The 16,045-nt window shown below is 39.3% G+C and carries 15 protein-coding genes; 3 read left to right on the top strand and 12 right to left on the bottom strand.

Features of this window, described 5'->3' with window-relative positions:
* Nucleotides 1–17: 17 nt before the first annotated feature.
* The 10 genes from QPK24_RS04620 to QPK24_RS04575 all read right to left on the bottom strand — a co-directional run bounded on the left by QPK24_RS04620 (nucleotide 18) and on the right by QPK24_RS04575 (nucleotide 11,601).
* Nucleotides 18–641: a sugar transferase gene (locus tag QPK24_RS04620; protein ID WP_285746539.1), complete on the bottom strand. Its 624-nt coding sequence runs from the start codon at nucleotides 639–641 to the stop codon at nucleotides 18–20.
* Between the two features lie 38 nt (nucleotides 642–679).
* On the bottom strand, nucleotides 680–1,663 hold the full coding sequence (locus tag QPK24_RS04615; RefSeq protein ID WP_285746537.1) for a copper amine oxidase N-terminal domain-containing protein: 984 nt from the start codon (nucleotides 1,661–1,663) through the stop codon (nucleotides 680–682).
* A gap of 38 nt (nucleotides 1,664–1,701) precedes the next feature.
* Entirely contained in the window at nucleotides 1,702–3,525 is a 1,824-nt protein-coding gene (locus QPK24_RS04610; protein ID WP_285746534.1) for a polysaccharide biosynthesis protein, read from the bottom strand.
* 67 nt (nucleotides 3,526–3,592) lie between these two features.
* Nucleotides 3,593–4,279, bottom strand: coding sequence for a CpsD/CapB family tyrosine-protein kinase (locus QPK24_RS04605; RefSeq protein ID WP_285746532.1), 687 nt, complete (start codon nucleotides 4,277–4,279; stop codon nucleotides 3,593–3,595).
* Entirely contained in the window at nucleotides 4,260–5,024 is a 765-nt protein-coding gene (locus tag QPK24_RS04600) for a YveK family protein (protein WP_285746530.1), read from the bottom strand. The genes QPK24_RS04605 and QPK24_RS04600 overlap by 20 nt, the downstream gene beginning before the upstream one ends.
* A 140-nt stretch (nucleotides 5,025–5,164) precedes the next feature.
* Nucleotides 5,165–7,189: an S-layer homology domain-containing protein gene (locus QPK24_RS04595; protein ID WP_285746528.1), complete on the bottom strand. Its 2,025-nt coding sequence runs from the start codon at nucleotides 7,187–7,189 to the stop codon at nucleotides 5,165–5,167.
* A gap of 97 nt (nucleotides 7,190–7,286) precedes the next feature.
* Nucleotides 7,287–8,081, bottom strand: a complete 795-nt coding sequence (locus QPK24_RS04590; protein WP_285746526.1) for a tyrosine-protein phosphatase — start codon at nucleotides 8,079–8,081, stop codon at nucleotides 7,287–7,289.
* Nucleotides 8,082–8,330: 249 nt separating this feature from the next.
* The gene (locus tag QPK24_RS04585) at nucleotides 8,331–8,726 is read right to left on the bottom strand and encodes a VanZ family protein (RefSeq protein WP_285746524.1); all 396 of its coding nucleotides are present in this window, start codon (nucleotides 8,724–8,726) and stop codon (nucleotides 8,331–8,333) included.
* A gap of 782 nt (nucleotides 8,727–9,508) precedes the next feature.
* Nucleotides 9,509–9,871: a hypothetical protein gene (locus QPK24_RS04580; protein ID WP_285746522.1), complete on the bottom strand. Its 363-nt coding sequence runs from the start codon at nucleotides 9,869–9,871 to the stop codon at nucleotides 9,509–9,511.
* Nucleotides 9,872–10,356: 485 nt separating this feature from the next.
* Nucleotides 10,357–11,601: an MFS transporter gene (locus tag QPK24_RS04575; RefSeq protein ID WP_285746520.1), complete on the bottom strand. Its 1,245-nt coding sequence runs from the start codon at nucleotides 11,599–11,601 to the stop codon at nucleotides 10,357–10,359.
* Between the two features lie 135 nt (nucleotides 11,602–11,736).
* Between QPK24_RS04575 and QPK24_RS04570 the strand changes: the two genes are divergently transcribed.
* Nucleotides 11,737–12,585, top strand: coding sequence for a helix-turn-helix domain-containing protein (locus tag QPK24_RS04570; RefSeq protein ID WP_285746518.1), 849 nt, complete (start codon nucleotides 11,737–11,739; stop codon nucleotides 12,583–12,585).
* An 81-nt stretch (nucleotides 12,586–12,666) separates the two neighbouring features.
* On the opposite strand, the gene QPK24_RS04565 is transcribed toward QPK24_RS04570, so the two are convergent.
* On the bottom strand, nucleotides 12,667–13,587 hold the full coding sequence (locus tag QPK24_RS04565) for a PD-(D/E)XK nuclease family protein (protein ID WP_320416918.1): 921 nt from the start codon (nucleotides 13,585–13,587) through the stop codon (nucleotides 12,667–12,669).
* Between the two features lie 153 nt (nucleotides 13,588–13,740).
* On the opposite strand from QPK24_RS04565, the gene QPK24_RS04560 reads away from it, so the two are divergent.
* Nucleotides 13,741–14,454 carry a serine/threonine protein kinase gene (locus QPK24_RS04560; RefSeq protein ID WP_285746514.1) on the top strand — a complete coding sequence of 238 codons (714 nt, stop codon included), beginning with the start codon at nucleotides 13,741–13,743 and terminating at the stop codon, nucleotides 14,452–14,454.
* 83 nt (nucleotides 14,455–14,537) lie between these two features.
* On the opposite strand, the gene QPK24_RS04555 is transcribed toward QPK24_RS04560, so the two are convergent.
* Nucleotides 14,538–14,990 (bottom strand): SRPBCC family protein, encoded by a 453-nt coding sequence (locus QPK24_RS04555; RefSeq protein WP_285746512.1) that lies wholly within the window; start codon nucleotides 14,988–14,990, stop codon nucleotides 14,538–14,540.
* A gap of 143 nt (nucleotides 14,991–15,133) precedes the next feature.
* Between QPK24_RS04555 and QPK24_RS04550 the strand changes: the two genes are divergently transcribed.
* The gene (locus tag QPK24_RS04550; RefSeq protein ID WP_285746510.1) at nucleotides 15,134–15,958 is read left to right on the top strand and encodes an AraC family transcriptional regulator; all 825 of its coding nucleotides are present in this window, start codon (nucleotides 15,134–15,136) and stop codon (nucleotides 15,956–15,958) included.
* Nucleotides 15,959–16,045: the final 87 nt, after the last annotated feature.

Here is a 16,045-nt window from a genome sequence, read left to right as displayed (position 1 = left end):
CCTCCCCTAACTACTCTTTACTCTTTGGTAAGTGCAAATTCATTCTCAGTAGTATCAGTTCTACCTTCAACTACACCTTTGCTTTTAACAACATTAACTATCGTGCCAAGAAAACACTTCAAATCCATCTTAAAACTGATTTTCTTAACATATTCACCATCTAGCTTAGCCTTTGCTTTTATTGAAATTTCGTCTCTTCCGTTAATTTGGGCCCACCCTGTTAGGCCAGGCCGAATATCATTTACGCGATATATATCGCGTTCGGCAATCAGATCATACTGATTCCAAAGAGCTGGCCTAGGACCTATAAAACTCATTTCACCAATAAATATATTCCAAATTTGAGGCAATTCATCTAACGATGTTTTTCTTAGTATTTTTCCTATCCTTGTGATGTACAGTTCTGGGTCTTCCAATAGATGAGTTGGTGTGTTCTTAGGAGTATCAATTTTCATCGTACGAAATTTTAAAATATAAAAATAACTTTTTTTAATCCCTATACGTTTTTGTTTGAACAGAACTGGCCCTTTGGAGTCAAATTTGATTCCTAAAATAAGAGCTAAAAAAACAGGAGACAACACAACTAGGCTTATTGATGAAAGTAATATATCTAGATACCTCTTAATTTTCATATACTTCATTTACATCCTCACCTTAACCTTTTTAGGAAGTGGCTTGCTTATCCAGCAAGCCCACTCGTCAATTGTTTTCCTGCTTCTATTTCATCGTTAAATGCTTTTCGGTATTGAGTAATTATATCTGTGCTGTATCCACTCGCTTTCAGCTGATCTTCAGCATTATCTACAATATTCTCAAACCTCGCTGTTATTCTATCCAATTGTTGCTGTCCTTCGGCTAATAACTTTTTCTTGGTTGTTTCGTCTGATGCTGATAAATATTGTGTCGCAAGATTCAGCAGAGAAGATTTGCTCTCCTCTTGTAGAGCTTGGAGCTTTGCCTCTGTGGTACTTGTAATGGTCTCGTAAGATACATTGTTGTTACTTGCTCCTGTTCCACCTGAAGATGGTGGTGTGGTTATATTTTCTGAAGAATTAGATGAACTTGCTGTATTATTGCCTGAACTATTCTGACCTGATTGTGGCTTATTAGCCTGTTGTTCTTTATAGGATAATGAAATTCCTTTTACTGTTTTCGATTTCCCATCCCAAGTGATTTCTGTACCCGAGGCTATCGCCATAAAACGGACAGGAACATACAAGCTTCCTTTATAGATGAAGCTTTGTTGGCCGGACGGAAGTACTTTCTTCTCACCGTTAAACACATAATTCACCTTAACAGGTGTCATTGTAAAGACTTTACCTACACCAATGTCGTTTGAAGAAATTAACGAGTTCATTAGCTTTTCTTTTATAGATACCACCTGACTAGAAGTTGGCTCACTTACAGTCACTTTTGAAGATTTACTATCCCACTCTACATTCTTTAGTAAAGCATATGAAACAAATCGGAGTGGCACATACGTTGTGCCTTTATATATGAAGACAAACTGACCAGCAGGAGGTTGTAACACTTTTCCATCAAAATTAAACTCAACAGCCACAGATTTCACTTTCACGTTGTTAGCAGCTGTTGTTGTACTCACTGGCGTAATACTAAGTAACAAGGCTACAATCAGAACAATTGTAGAATACCTTTTGATCATGGTAGAATCCTCACATTCAGTTTAATTTTCGTTTCATTTTACGAAACAACTTCATACATCGGAACGATTTGATCTATAATTTCCTTAATAGAAGTTGATCCATCTGCGACCACTCGTTGTAATCGTAATATTTCAAGCTCTAAATGGCTTCGGTTCATTTCTGAAGGTTTACCAATAAAGATTCGGTTATGCTGAGTTGCTGTTATATTTTCTTCATCTGTTAACAGCTCCTCATAAAGTTTTTCACCTTCACGTATGCCTGTGAATGTAATATCAATCTCTTCGTATGGCTCAAACCCAGACAATTTAATAAGGTCTTCAGCAAGATTCAATATTTTAACCGGACTGCCCATGTCCAGTACAAAGATCTCACCACCGCTGGCAAAAGATCCTGCTTGTAAAACGAGCTGTACTGCCTCAGGGATTGTCATAAAGAAACGAACCATTTCTGGATGAGTTACTGTTACAGGACCGCCCTCTGCAATTTGTTGTTTGAAGAATGGAATCACACTACCCCGACTTCCTAGGACATTTCCAAAGCGTACAGCAACAAATTTAGTATTACTTGATGTGTTTAATGTTTGTATATACATTTCAGCAATACGCTTGGTTGCTCCCATCACACTTGTTGGATTTACTGCTTTATCTGATGAAATTAATACAAATCTCTCTACCCCATACTCATCGGCGCAATCTGCCACATTTTTTGTTCCAAACACATTATTCTTAACTGCTTCTGTTGGATTTCGCTCCATCAGAGGAACATGTTTATGCGCTGCTGCATGAAAAACGACTTGTGGGCGACATTCATCAAAAACACTATTCATTCGCTCCTTGTCTTGGATATCTGCAATAATAGTTTTTAGTTGAAGATCAGGGAACGTTTTTCTAAGTTCCATTTCGATAGTGTAAATACTATTTTCACCATGACCAAGCAAAAGTAGTTCTTTAGGCTCAAATCTTGATATTTGTCGACATAATTCGGACCCAATGGACCCACCCGCACCTGTAACAAGTACGGATTTATGATGAACATAGTTCATAATTCCATCCAGATCTGTTTTAATGGGATCTCTTCCTAGTAAGTCCTCTACACTTATGTCTCTCACCTTGCTTAATGAAACCTTGCCAGAGATTAGATCATTTAACCTCGGCATCATCTTCAATTTCACACCTGTATTTTTACAGATTGCCACGATCTCTGAAATCTGTTGTCTACTTGCCGATGGCATGGCAATAATAATCTCTTTTATATCTTTCTCTTTAACGACACTTGGAATATGTTCCCGTGTTCCTAACACAGGAATTCCCAAAACATGCATCTTGTACTTTTTTAAATCATCATCAATAAATCCAACAATCTTCATACCGAGTGCAGAACTACGAATCTCTCTTGCAATCAGTGTTCCACAGTTACCTGCTCCTACAATTAATACATTGTTAAGAACCGGATCCACTGCATTCCGGTTGGTCCGGATCCCTATGATGCGTGTAATAAAACGGTATCCTCCGACTAGAAGTAAAACGGTCTCGAGAGAACGAACCACAATAGAAATAGGTACGCGCTCTGGAAGTACCAATAAAGTTACTGCAGTAGACAAGACACCACCTATGACTACTGCTTTCAAGATTGAAATAAGTTCTTCTACGCTTGCATGCTCCCAAGCTCTGCGATACAGCTGGAAGTAATAAAAACTGATCCCGAACCCAATCGTTGAAATTCCAGCATACTGTATCATTTGCAGTCTATATTCCGCAGGGAAATCGCCGTAAAACCGGAACGAATAGGAACTTCCAATGCTAAACCAAACGATTAAAATATCAATAAGAAATAACGCAACAAGCCCCTTATTTAATTTCATTGCTTTGGCGCCTCCAAAATAATAAATTTATGTAATGCATCATTACCAATTTAGAATTGAGTAAGCGTTAATTTCCGTAGTAGTAATAGTAGTATTCTTCACTGGTTTTACGTTTAACATTGTTTAGGACTACACCTAGCATACGAGCATTCACACGCAGTAAATTCTCTTTTGCCTTAATTGCGATATCTTTTTTAACCTTACCTGAATTAATAACCAATAAGACACCGTCACTGTTTGATGCGAGTAATTGAGCATCTGTGACGGCAAGCACGGGAGGAGTATCAATTAGAATCATGTCAAATTGCTCTCGTAGCAACTGCATCATCGATTTCATTCTGTTAGAATTCAGCATCTCTGCAGGATTAGGCGGAATCGGCCCTGCAGTCATTATATACAGATTAGGCACTTCTGTTTGTTGAATAACTTCTTCCAAATCGCTCTGATTTGACAGCACCGAAGACAACCCTGTTCTATTGGTCAATTGGAACGTACGGTGCCCTGTTGGCTTCCTCATATCGGCATCAATTAGTAACACCTTTCGCCCATCTTGCGCATAGGTGACTGCTAAATTAGCTACAACCGTTGATTTACCTTCCTCAGGTCCAGATGAGGTTACCATAATTACTTGTGTTCTTTGATCGACGGAAGAAAAGTCTATGTTTGTACGCAGTGATCGGTATGCCTCTGCTATTGGGGAACGCGAGTTAGTTAAAACAATAAGGTGACGTTTTTTATTTTGTAATCGTGACATGATCTTTCCCCCCACTTATGGATGTTGAATAAGATTGGGATGATTCTTGTTCGTTTTGACTTACTCTTGTAATCATCGCAAGCGTTGGCATCTCCAAAAACTCTTTCACATCCTCTTCTGTCTTAATGGTATCGTCAAGATACTCAAGTACAAAGCTTAATCCCACACCGGCCATTAAAGAGACAACAAACCCAATCATTAAATTAAGTATAATATTGGGCCCTACTGGCTGTGGTCTTACTGAGGGTTCTGTCTTTGCCTCGTTTAAGATTGATACATTCTCTACATTAAATATTGTTGGTATTTCACTTTTAAAAACTTTCGAAATTGCATTAGCGATTTCTGCTGCCTTCACATAAGATAAATCCCGAACAACTACGGTCATTACCTGTGTGTTGTTTACAGAGTTTACGTTTATCTTATTAGATAAATCCTCAGTAGTTAACTGAAACTCGGGATAACTTTCCACAACTTGATCAAGAATTGCTGGAGTTTTAATAATCTCTTTGTATGTATTGATAAGTTGGATATTGGTATTGATTTGATTGAGGTCCAATTGATTAGTTCCTGAGTTTGACGGGGTCTGATTTACAACAATTTTTGTAGAAGCTTCGTATACCGGTTTTTTAATAAACACACTATAAACTCCGACAAGTGAACATATCAGTACCATAATAAGTACGATCAGCCATAATCTCTTTTGAATTACCTGAAAAATATCTCTCAAATCTAATTCACGTGACACGTAAGTTTCCCTCCAACTATATCTTTAATTTCATAACGCTCTTCAAATCTTCCATTAATATTGAAAGAAAATCGAGATTTATCACGTTTTAAAGAACACCTTCCTCCCATCCTCATGAGGGGAAGGTGTCCTTACACTCATTATTTTTTATAATTCATTGTCCGGTAAATCATTACGGCTGCTTCTGCGCGTGTCGCGTTTTTCTTCGGATTAAATTTACCATTGCTTCCTACTACAAGACCTTTATCAGCCGCAAAAGCTACTGCTTGTTTGTAGGCTGGCCCAATTTTGTCTGCGTCAGCAAACTGCTTTAGGATACTATCCGTGTTATCCTCATCTGTTACGTTTTGTGTAACATTAACCGCCCGAGCTATCATTGTCGCCATCTCAGCGCGAGTAATTTTATCGTGTGGTGCAAATTTAGTTGATGTACGGCCATTGATAATACCAAGTTCTACTGCAGCAGCCACATAAGGTGCAAACCAATCATTGTCCTTTACGTCAGTGAAGGATTCTGTTGCATAACTATTCTCCAAGTTAAGTGAGCGAATTAGCATTTTAGCAAACTCAGCACGAGTTACAGAATCTTTTGGTGCAAACACACCCGATGCTTTACCTTCAATAGCTCCTTTAGCAGCTACAACCTCAATTTGGCGTCCTGCCCAAGATTGTACGCTGGCAAGATCTTTAAATTTCACTTTATTTTCTACAACAGCATAAGTGGAGAGGGTGTCGCGCTGCTCTACAATAAACTTACCGTCTAGTACTCCGCCGTGGAACTGCAGAGCGTCTGGAACTTCCTTAACCACACTTAAAAGTTCTTGATCTACACTCACATTGCGAAGTGGAATACGTATAGTAACTGGCTCACGGAATGAGGTTACTTGTTTACCGCCTACTTCAAACAAAAACTCGTATACATCTGAAGCTAATTTCAGATTGCTAATCTGAGAAATAACAGCGTCGTCCTTCTTATTAATGAACAAATTAATCGAACCACTGAATTGACTGATTGGCAGTGTAAAAGTCAAACTATTAACAGTTAAAGCAATCTTATCAATACCAGCAGATTTCGCTGCTTCGATAATTGCTTTAGATAGCGGTGCATTTAAAGAAGAAGCGCCTACCGTTCCCAGTTCAATGGAAAGTATAATTTCACCTTTTTCATTTACTGCTGCTGCCTTGATTGCTTCATTTAATCTGATCATATCAGCATCATTCAGCTTAAGAGTTGCTTTGTCATTCACGATTTCAACCAATTTAGAAGCATCAAATTTCAACAGTTCTTGTAGTGAACCAGAAGGAGCTGGAGTTGTTGGAGGAGTTACTGATCCACCGCCTCCTCCACCATTGCTTGGAGGTATTGAAGATCCTGGATCTTTAGGCAACTCAATATTCACAGCTTGGATATATGCAAAACCGAGTGAAAGAACTGCATTTTTTACGATTGTAGGGTCGAGTTTTTTCTGTACGCTTGTAACAGTGCTTGCAATCATATCTTCTGTAATCCCTAGTTTATTAAGCGCATCTGCTGCAGACTGGTTGCCAACAGCAGTATTTAAAACACTGCGGTAAGCATCGCGGAGTAACTTATTACGAGCTTCACTATTGTTTAAAAGATCAGTCAACTCTTTAAGCGACTTATTTTTTAAAATATTTACGATTTGAGATTCGATTCCCTTGTTGCCAAATAGGAAGTTAGCTAGATCGTCTACTGTCAGGTCATCTACTCCGCCCGCTTCTCCGATCTTTTTAGCCGCATCGATATATTCCGTATTCTTACGAATCTCTACCAGATTTTCGTATGACGGATCATAAGTTAGTGTTGTTACCGCCTTAAACAAACTAAATACAGTTTCCTTAGAGACGCCTGCCTTGCTAGTCTGTGCAAGTAATGAGGCAGAACTGCTCTCAAATGCTATCAAATCGATCTTGCTGTCGATTTCCGAACGAAGAGCTCGGAGATTCGACTTATCTACTAAATCTAACTCAGCATATAAACGTTCTAGTTTGTTCTTCACGATATCCAGATTCGAACTTGCTGAAACCACATTAGCTCCCAATTGTTTAGCTAATCCTTCATTGCTGAGTGGTATTCCTGCTAATGTTGCTGCAGCCATACTAACTGCAAGTGTGGATAGGGTTACTTTTTTTCTAAATGACACTTTGCTTCACCTCTGTGATGTACTTTTTTATATTTGTCACAACTTAGATACTTAGATATCACTTTATACAAGATCCAAGTCATGATAAATCTTTGATTCATTTGATTGTTCGAAACATTCCCGACAGAGCCTTCGCGAAATTATTTCTAGGGAATCCACCTTTAACAATTTCATTAGTTGTAATTTCAAGATTGTCTACCAATTTTTTTGCATTGTTTTTAAGATAATTCACCATCTCAGGACCCAGCTTCTTCTCAATGACTTGATAACTGCGAGATAGCTGGAAGGGGCGACGTTCTAGGTCATGTGCATCTGTAGCTATGAAATGAATCAGGTTTTTTTTACACAGATCTAAGGAAAGCCTCTGAAGCTTTCCACCTGTTTCTCCTGTAACAGACTGAGCTGTTAACTGAGCTAGTGCACCAAGTTCTATCAGTCGTTCTAGCCGATTTGGATCACGAGCAATTTCAGCATTTCGTTCCGGATGTGCAATAATCACTTGAATATTCATTAAAGATAATTCATGGATAATATCTTCCATTGTTGAGGGGATACCAGACGAAGGTAATTCTAACAACATACATCTTGAATCATGAAGTGATTGTATCTCACCATCTTCAAAGTGACGCAATAAATCATCATGGACTCTGATCTCCTGCCCGGGGAAAATCGTAATATTCAGATCTAATTCTTTCAGTTTAGAATTCATCAAATCTACCATTTCAAGCACCTTGAATGATTCATTGATGTAACGCCCATTTCTGTGATGCGGTGTAGCTACTATGTACCTAATTCCATCAGCCTGTGCTTGCTTCGCCATAGCTATAGCCATGGCCCAATCTTTCGCCCCATCATCCATATATGGGAGTATATGACTATGTATGTCTATCATTTGAAAACTCCCTTAAAAGAATTGAAATCTATGAGTATAAAACATTTTAAATAACAAATTTCTATCTTAATTCCTTGATTTTCCTAAAATTACTTCTTCATCATATCAATATGTAGCAAATAATGAAAGACTTTGGATAAATTTCACAAACTTTTTTTAAAAAAGAATGTTATTTTTCTATCTTTAAGTTTGATTTTATAAAAAAAACAGCCATACATTATGCAAGGCTGTAATTTTCTTCAATATTTTTTATTTGATTTTTTCTTGTGACTTTAGACATATGTAATATGCGAGAAAAATCCCTGCTGAATCAATCATCATATCCGATACTCTTGCATCTCGAAAAAAGAACGGCTGTATTAGTTCAGTTAGAACTCCATAACCGATCGCGTAGATCAACCCTCTCTTATAACGTCCAAAGTTAGTCATCAACATAGACAGTATAAAAAAACCAAAGAAATGGCCTAGCTTTTGAATGATATACGTTCTTGAGTAACTTCGAGGAATCTGCCACAGTTCACTCCAGCTTGGATCATTATTGAAATTAAGCTGAATATGAAAGTTTGTCAATGCGGAGGCTACACTTTCTGTACAAGTTCCTATGAACAATAAAAAACACCATGCGATGATAAAGAGTCTTCTCACAGTTCGTACCTTTCTACTACCAGAATTTTAACTTGCGTACTTATGTAATTACCATATAGATTTTGTCGGATAATTTTGCTGTTTTACAGACAATTAACGACACAATATGGTGGTACATTTATTATATACTCTCTTTATCATACAATATTTCAAGGAGTGAATGGCAATGCCTAATTATTACTTCAAGGAGATCTGGACTCCTTTAAAAATCATCAATATACGGTTTTTCAAGGATGATGAACGTCATATGTGGATTAAAGTAGGACGGAAAGGCCGAAGAAGGTTAAAAAAAAATAGATAAGCTGAGTTATTATTTATATCTTTTATCCAGAAGAAGTATCTCTTGATTTCATGTTTAGACAAAAGTAGTGTTTTATCTGTGTTAGGATAGTTCCTTATCACTGTTATAACACCTTTTATATTATACCTTTAGATTTAGGAGAAGTGGGGTTCCTTACTACTTACTATTTGTTGGTATTCTTGTATAAACAATGATACATTTCGTCGCAAATTATTAGATTTCCAGCTCTGTTATCTGAAGCAATAAGGATTCTTGAGGGGTCCCCAGAAGCTCAGTGCTGTCTTAAAGCTTCCTGAGCTTCTACCTTTGCTTCTAACAGATAAATAACGAATATACACGTAGATAAGCGTTTTCGTAATTGCTCTATAGCCATTAAATAAGAAAGAGATTAGGTATGTATAGGATCTTAGCATTAGGCCCTGTATAGAGCACAGTACCTCACAGAAATAGAAACTTCGCTATTACCCACCCCATCAAAGGTTTAAGTAACATCTGCGTAATACTCATTTTCTCCTACTTTTAGATACCATTCTAATTTTATCTTCGTTTGGCTTAATTGTCGTATCCACCTCGCATATACATCTACTACTCCTAAACGCATGTAAATATTCAGCTGAGCTTCTTTTATTGCAGGTAGGTAAACATGTTCTAAATATCTAGTTTGATACTTACTATATCTTTTCTGTTGTATTTTATATAGTACCATTTGTAGATCTCCACGCAAATCAGATAAGAAAGTGGAGATTTTTTCCCGGTCCTTCTTGTTTTCAATCAAGAAAATAATGTATTCTATTCTATTTATATACGCTTTTAACGATTCATTTCCTCTTGATGAAGTCATCATTTTAAAGTTTACACTCCGATATATTATAAAATTTTAGACTTTAATACATATATCGGAAATAAACGACAAATTATTTATACATTTTTAAACAAAATACAATTTATTGTAGAAAAAAGTTGTAAATGTTAAGATCACCCGTTCTTTTATCTAGAATTATACAGCATATCTTTGAAACGCAGGTACCGAGCTGCTGCCTTCTGCTAAATCCTCTCAAGTAGAATTTTGAGGAATATTCAGGTGTAATTCAGCATACTCCGTCAAAACCGTGTGCTTATCAATCCCCCCAGTTTCGTAATTCCATAGTCCCCCTCAATACATTTCATACCCAACGTTTGTTAAACACGGCATCGTTTATTATGCTGTTACGAATATACCTGATGCGGTCTCTCCTACTTCTACTCTTTACAGAAAAAAAAGAGATTGCTCTCGTAGAATTCTACGTAAACAATCTCTGCTTTGTTTCTGCTATCGAATCATTATATCCCCTATTTTGGCGATGACATATGTGCCCCGGAAGCAGGAAGTTCTTCTTCTCTCATTGTATTGGAGTTCATCTGCATTCCCTGTTTACGATCTAGACGATGAGACACCGCAGTAATCACAAGGGCAATGAATGTAAACCCGGCCGCTACCCAAGGCAATGCCCTAAGCCCGCTAATATCAATCATTAAGCCGCCTACAAAAGAACCGATCGCTATCCCCAGGTTGTTTGCTACCGGCATGAGTGAGGTCGCGAAATCCTTTGCTTTTGGAACATACATGTAGGCAAGATCAATTAAATACAGCTGCGTGGAAGCATTCAGAATATAAGAAGTCAGCGCAATGAGAATCAGACTAATTAATCCGATGACCGGCAGCGCAGCCGTCAGCCCGAATAGAATAAAAATAACGGCTTGCAGGATAAATACAATCCTCAGCTTTCCTACATAATCCCCGGAAGCAATTCTTCCGCCAATGAGATTACTTACAATCGTAACTAGACCATAGGCGAATAACACCGTACTGAACAAGCTGCTTGGCAGCTGCATGACCTTACCCATGATCGGTGTAATATAGGTAAATACGGTAAAGATCGCTGCGGTACCCATGGCCGGAATAAAGAACGCAAGCAGGATCCGATAGTTAGTAAGGAGAACGAACTGTTCTTTCGCCGATACATTCACGATGGGTATATCTCTCGGTATGTAGATCCAGTTCAGTAAGAGGGCACCTGCCCCAAGAATAGAAACCAGAATAAATGTGGCTGGCCAGTCAAAATGTTGACCTACAAGGGTACCGATCGGTACACCAAATACATTTGCAATCGTAAATCCGCCAAGAATATAGGAAATTGCTCGTCCGCGCCTTGCTTTTTCCACGTAATCACTTGCTACCGAAATCGCGAGCGATAAAGAAAGGCCACACAAAATGGCAGTCACTACTCTCGTCCCCATGAGGAACGCAAAAGAGGTAGAGACCGCACTCAGCATATTTAGCACAATAATGAGCGTAATACCTGTTAATAGAAGCAGTCGCTTAGGCAAATGACCTAAGACACTCAGGATAAGCGGTGTCCCAATCGCATAGGCAAGCGCAAAACCAGAGATCAAAATACCTGCTGCTGCAAGCGTTACCCCAAAGTCACCTGCAATTTCGCTTAAAAGCCCCACGATGACATATTCTGTGGTTCCCAGAATAAATGCCATGAAAGTGAATGAAAATATCAATCCTTTTTCCTTTGGATATGGCATGGTTTTCTCCTTTATGTATCTAAATCTGTTCTTCATACAGCTTACGGCGGTAGTCTTCGATTCACAATGAAACATATTGCTCGTTTTTGTTACAATGTTATATATCTTGCTATTTTAGAGAGGAACGGATTACAAATGCCTGACATGAATGCGGGGATAACTCGAACCTATAAAGTAGAATTGGATGATCGCCTGCTGTACACAGGACACGTGAGCAATAACCCGGGCTGGCAGTTTCCAAGCCATAAGCATGAAGATCTGTTTGAGATACTGGTCATTAAAGAAGGAGAAGGCAAGTTCACCATTGGAGATATAGAGTATGATGCAGCTGAAGGTGACATCCTTATTTACAATAAAGGGATTCTCCATGCCGAGAAGTCTTCCAAAGACAAACCCATATATATTTGCTATTGCGGTTTTCACTCCCATAAGGAATGGATCATTCCGCCGGATCGTGACCCTGTTATTCGTGCTAACAGCTATTCCGCTGAAATAATCACCTTGATGGAACTCCTGTTCGAAGAATCTACGATTCGGGGCGAAGGGCATGAACAGATCTGCCAGCACTTGCTGCAATCGATCCTACTTCTTGTTTCTCGTATGCTAAGCAAGCAGACCCAATCGCCAGACACCGGCAGACAACAGATAGTCCTTGATATTAAAGAATATATAGATATGAACTATACCCAGCCTCTGACTCTCAAAAAAATGGCTGACCATTTTAATATAAGTCCGTATTATTTCGCTCATTTATTTAAAAACCGTTACTCCACCTCCCCCATTCATTACATGATTCAGCGAAGGATGGGAGAAGCAACACGGCTCCTTGTACAAACAGAGATGAGAGTATGGGAAATTGCCAAATTAACAGGATACGAAAATGCGAATTATTTCTCCATACTTTTCACGAAAGTGGTAGGCATGTCACCTCGTCAGTATCGCGATAACCATAAGAAAACTTTATCTTACCCCTCCAGAGAGTAGCCCTCTTGCTTCGCTGTAGGTAGAATAAACAACGACATCGACATACCAAAAAGACACTGGACATCATCCAGTGTCTAGTCACTAAACCGCCCGCGAGCTGCAGATTTCACGAAAATTACATTCTCCGCATACTCTTCTTGACGGCATCGGTGTAAAGAAAGAGATGTCTTTAGGACGATTATAGTAATCATCAGCAAGACAGGATTTCATTTCTTCAATATATCGTAAGGTCGATGCAGATACTTTATCAATATCTTGCTGCGTAGCCTGATAGGTTTCACACTCGCCTGTAAGCAGATATTCAACTCGCATCTCGATGTGTTCGTACGGAACATTATAGTGCTCATGAACATAAAGCGCATAGAGATATAGCTGATCTGTAAAATCATTCTCTTTGCCAGTCTTCCAGTCTACAATGACAATATGCCCCTGCTCATTACGGTACAGGACGTCCATCTTTACGTACACCCTCGTATCATGCAAAATCATATGATCCCATTTCTCGATCTCCATAATATGGGCTGCGCCGCTCTCTACTTCTTTCCATGTTCTCGTATGATACAGCTTGTCAACGACCGTTTGCATACGGGACTTAATAGAAGAAATTCGATCTTTCAGCTTGTCATCTTCATCATAATAGATTTCGGATAACATGGTTTGATATTTAGGACGAAGATGCCAGCCGGTCACATCTTGCGACTCTTTGTACGCCTGGTTAAGCAGTTCTCTCATCTTTTGGTATAAAAAAGAAGCCTCCGGAACCTTGCGTTCCTTATCCCAGCTGCGAATCACGGACTCGCACATCTGATGAGCCAGATTCCCAAATACGAGATAGAGATTGCTGAGCTGTTTTAAACGGTAGGTCTGGACTTGGTCTGGTTCTGCCGTTTCTAATTTCCACCCATTATGAGAACCGTAATAATGGTAATAATATTTACGAAGACAATCATCAAATATGGCGGCTCTAGAACCAGAGTATGACCAAGGAGGATACGTTGTTATCATAAGCATCTTCTGCCTTTCTTTGCAATCTGTCATCGCTTTGTTGTATTGTATTTTATCATAGAATAGAAATAGAAACCTACGGCGGCCTACTCCTGTTTACACCGTTTCTAAACAGAACAGGGCTCGAAATATGAAGGGGTTGTCACGTACATGGATCGTTACCCAAATCACCATTTGGAATTACCCGATCTAGAGAAAATTGATTCTCTCTTGAGTCAGGTTGATATCATCGGCAGCGTTGATAATGAACTTGTGTGTATTACAAATCAAGCTGCTGGTGTACATTGTATCGGCGTTGGAACCGACGCAGCTGTATTTACAATCGAAGCATATCCGCAATTTGCATTTAAAATATATTCTCCTGAAGCGATGAAGAAGAAGACGATTGAAAAATCAGTCTACGACCGGCTTGCCGGTTCTCCCTTTTTCGCTGTCTGTTATGGAGAAGGTGATCGTTATCTTGTGCTCAGTATGGAATCAGGACCTACACTGGAAGATTGTCTTATGGAGGGAATTCCGGTTCCTGAACAGGTCATTCTTGATGTAAAAGAAGCCCGCACGTATGCGGTAAGTGTAGGGCTTAACCCGAGAGACATCCACTTGAAAAATGTAGTCAATCAGAATGGTCGCGCCAAAGTACTCGATGTATCTGAATATGTAAAAGAAGGCAATGACCAGCGGTGGGATCATCTGGTCTGGGCTTATTACCACGTGTATCCACGGTTTAATCAAGTTAAGGTCCCGCAGTGGGTCATTGATACGGTTAAAAAGTGGTACCATCGCCGCAATAAAGCCTCGATGAATCTAGAAGATTTCGCTGCACGGGTAACTCGTTTATACGACAAAATGTCACGTAAAAAATAATTTTAAATCCCTGTAGCAAAAATACTCCCTTACTTGGTTTAAGGGAGTATTTTTGGCGTATGACGTGGTCTTGCCCTATTAGATTAAAAGCCGAAATGTAATGTCTTTCCTGTCTCTGCGAGTGTTTTAATGTTACTAAGAATCATCCACCAGTGACTCTTTGTACTTTCGTAAGAGGGATGATTTTCGCTCCACTGATCATTAATTAAAGTCAGCTTCGTGCAGTCCCCAACTGGCTCAAACAGATACGTCATTCGTGAGGCAAGCTCCTCGTGATTCTCCTTGTAAGACGGACCCGGATGTTCTAAGCAGCTAAACTTAACTCCAGGTTCATATGACAATACCTCTCCATATAGATGAACGGTCCTCTCCCCGTCCTTTCCCGGACCTACATATTGAAAGGAAGAGCCTGTCTCAAAAGAGGATTCAAGCGTACATCCATAGAATATTTTCTTAGTATTTTCAGGCTGAAACAGGGTATCCCATACTTGGTCTGGGCTTGCTCCAATATAAAACTCGTAATGCAAAACTTCCACTTTAAATCACTCCCTATCTCATTTTTCACACAGCAGTGTAGTCCGCTTTTTGTTGTTATTTCTTTGAAGTTGTACTCCCATCTTACTCGCTTGATCTACTAAAAGTATTGTAAAAACGCGACTCTTCGCTGGAGGAGAACCTTATGTCTAAATCAATAGATCAGCGCTCTCTCGGTCTGCTTCATCATGAATACGGCAAGCAGCACTTTACTCTGAAACGTTACCTTCCTCACGAAGAACTCAGCCGGTTTATTAAACATTACTGGATCGTAGAATGGAACCTCCCTCCTGGAGAGATGTTTACTCAAGATGTCATACCCAATCCTTGTGTGAACCTGGTCATTGAGCAAGGACGCACCTTCTTTTTCGGTCCTTCATCTACGAAGTATGGTCATCAGCTAAGAGAGGAAGGCTGCGTATTTGGCATCAAATTTAAGCCGGGCGGCTTCTATCCGTGGATTCAAAAACCAATTATCGGTTTAACACATGCCCCTATTCCTGCTGAGTCTCTGCTTCCTCACTCTAATCAGGAGCTGGAGGACATATTTCTAAACAGACAGGTATCCCATAATGAACTTGTCCAGCAAATGGATCAGCTGCTCCTTCCCTTGCTGCCGTCTGTAGACGAGATGGGTCTCGAAGTAGAACGTATTACGACCTATATACAAGATCATCAAGAAATCACGAAGGTAGATGATGTGTGCACTTATTTTCAAATCAACAAACGAAAGTTACAGCGTCTTTTTCAGCAATATGTCGGTCTGAGTCCCAAAACAGTCATACGACTCTACCGCCTACAAAATGCAGCAGAAATATTAGGCCAGGGAGACACTCTCCAACTTCTGAAGCTAAGTATGGATCTTGGCTACCACGACCAGTCTCATTTTATTAAAGACTTTAAAGCCGCTGTTGGAACGACACCAGAAGCTTATGTACGCAGAGAACAAAAGAGGATCACCCGGCCCTAGCCGGTGTGACCCTCTTTGTTTTTTCTGTTACTGCGCATTTTTTGTTATATCTGTTACTGCGCGTACTTTTTGTTATATCTGTTACTG

Origin of the sequence: Paenibacillus polygoni, from assembly GCF_030263935.1 — a bacterium.
Lineage (GTDB): Bacteria > Bacillota > Bacilli > Paenibacillales > Paenibacillaceae > Paenibacillus > Paenibacillus polygoni.
Note: the sequence above shows the minus strand (reverse complement) of the source record. Positions and strands in the feature narration are given on the sequence as shown.

Excerpts from the sequence above, each read along its gene's own strand:
- QPK24_RS04620 (WP_285746539.1), bottom strand. The coding sequence starts at position 641 with ATGAAGTATATGAAAATTAAGAGGTATCTAGATATATTACTTTCATCA.
- QPK24_RS04615 (WP_285746537.1), bottom strand. The coding sequence starts at position 1,663 with ATGATCAAAAGGTATTCTACAATTGTTCTGATTGTAGCCTTGTTACTT.
- QPK24_RS04610 (WP_285746534.1), bottom strand. The coding sequence starts at position 3,525 with ATGAAATTAAATAAGGGGCTTGTTGCGTTATTTCTTATTGATATTTTA.
- QPK24_RS04605 (WP_285746532.1), bottom strand. The coding sequence starts at position 4,279 with ATGTCACGATTACAAAATAAAAAACGTCACCTTATTGTTTTAACTAAC.
- QPK24_RS04590 (WP_285746526.1), bottom strand. The coding sequence starts at position 8,081 with ATGATAGACATACATAGTCATATACTCCCATATATGGATGATGGGGCG.
- QPK24_RS04580 (WP_285746522.1), bottom strand. The coding sequence starts at position 9,871 with ATGATGACTTCATCAAGAGGAAATGAATCGTTAAAAGCGTATATAAAT.
- QPK24_RS04575 (WP_285746520.1), bottom strand. The coding sequence starts at position 11,601 with ATGCCATATCCAAAGGAAAAAGGATTGATATTTTCATTCACTTTCATG.
- QPK24_RS04570 (WP_285746518.1), top strand. The coding sequence starts at position 11,737 with ATGCCTGACATGAATGCGGGGATAACTCGAACCTATAAAGTAGAATTG.
- QPK24_RS04560 (WP_285746514.1), top strand. The coding sequence starts at position 13,741 with ATGGATCGTTACCCAAATCACCATTTGGAATTACCCGATCTAGAGAAA.
- QPK24_RS04550 (WP_285746510.1), top strand. The coding sequence starts at position 15,134 with ATGTCTAAATCAATAGATCAGCGCTCTCTCGGTCTGCTTCATCATGAA.